Below are 1444 nucleotides of genomic sequence, written 5' to 3' on the forward strand. Positions count from 1 at the left end.
CAATGCCGTTGCTTGATTAGTGAACTATCCCGGGATGCAGAGTGATGACCTTGGGCTCGACCCTCCGTGTGGGTTGCCGGTCCCGGGTGTTGATTCGGTAGGAAAGCTTGGAGGAGTACTTCGAGTCCGGGCGCTTCAGGTGCCGGTCCGCCTCCCGTAGACGCCGGGTGCCGTTGTCAAGCTTGCGGTGGACCTTTGCCGCCATCACGGCCAGGAACTTCTTGATCTTCGTCGGCGTGTCCGCGCACTGGCGGACCACGCTACGGCGTGTGTGCTTGAGGACTTTGACGAACGACACCCGGTCCGGGTCGATACCGTTGTCGTCAGCCAGCTGCATGACGACCCGGGTCAGGCAGTGGTGCACCGTCAGATGAGCCCAGACCTCCTGCCGGACAAGGGCGGGGTCGCCAGAGCGCAGAACTTCGGCCGGTCCGCGCTGGAACGTCTTGATCTGCCGAAATGCCGACTCCGCCTCCCATCTTTCCCGGTACAGAGCTGCCAGCTCCGCCGCCGGGTACTCCACCGGGTCCAGCAGGTCGGTCAGTAGCCTGACCATCTCACCGCCGTCGATGCGGTACTCGATCACCCGGACCAGTACACCGCCGGGGTGCGCGCCCTTCTGCCCGGCCAGGTTCATCCTCGCCAAGTAGGTGCCGTCAGCCAGATGCTCGACCGGACGGTGGGCCACTGGTGAACGGGCCCGGAGCAGGAGATGTGACCCGGCTTCCAGATACGCCTTCCACAAGGCGACTCCGGGAAAGTTGCGGTCCATGACCACGAGCATCCCGGCTGCCGAGCCGGCCAGAGTGATCGCGAGTTCCCGCTCGCCGCCGTTGAAGCCGCCCACCGCCGCGTCGATCTGCGCGTGGGTGCCACACTCGGTCAGTGTCACCACCCTCACCTGGGGAAACCCCGCCGACTGGCCGTTCTTGGTCGGTCCGCCGAACGCAGCCCGATTCACCTTTGTGTCCGGCGCGTCCAGCACAAACCCGTCCACCGCCGCCAGCCGCATACCGTGGTAGAAGGAGCCCTCCAGCCCGACCGGCGCCAACGGGCCGGCCAGCTCCTGGAACACGGCCTCCAGCACCAGGGGCCCCAGACGCCCGCGCGCCCGGGTAAACGACGACTTGTTCGGAATGCACGCACTCAACTCTGGCACACTGCCGACCAGTTGTTCAGCTACATCGTCGTATGAGTCCTGCTGGAACAGTGCCAGCGCAAGGGTGAAATAGACCATGAACCCAGCGGGCAGCGCGCCGGGCTTCTTGTCCCGGACCCGGCACTTCTCCAGCACCCCGGCAACCAGTTCCGGCGTCACCCACCGCGTCACCACCCCCAGCCGCACATGATCTGACAACCCCACCCAAGGATGCATGCTTGGTCCAACGACCCCGCCCCTGCAGCGTCACTGCGAACTGCTTAACGAGTTCAAGCAACGGCATTG

1 protein-coding gene is annotated in these 1444 nt (G+C 65.2%); it reads right to left on the minus strand.

The window, feature by feature from the left end; genetic code table 11:
- Nucleotides 1-16: 16 nt before the first annotated feature.
- Nucleotides 17-1363: an IS4 family transposase gene (locus tag O3W51_RS48045; protein ID WP_187145173.1), complete on the minus strand. Its 1347-nt coding sequence runs from the start codon at nt 1361-1363 to the stop codon at nt 17-19.
- Nucleotides 1364-1444 lie beyond the last annotated feature (81 nt).

It is taken from the genome of Streptomyces sp. H39-C1, from assembly GCF_027158125.1.
GTDB classification, from domain to species: Bacteria; Actinomycetota; Actinomycetes; order Streptomycetales; family Streptomycetaceae; genus Actinacidiphila; species Actinacidiphila fildesensis.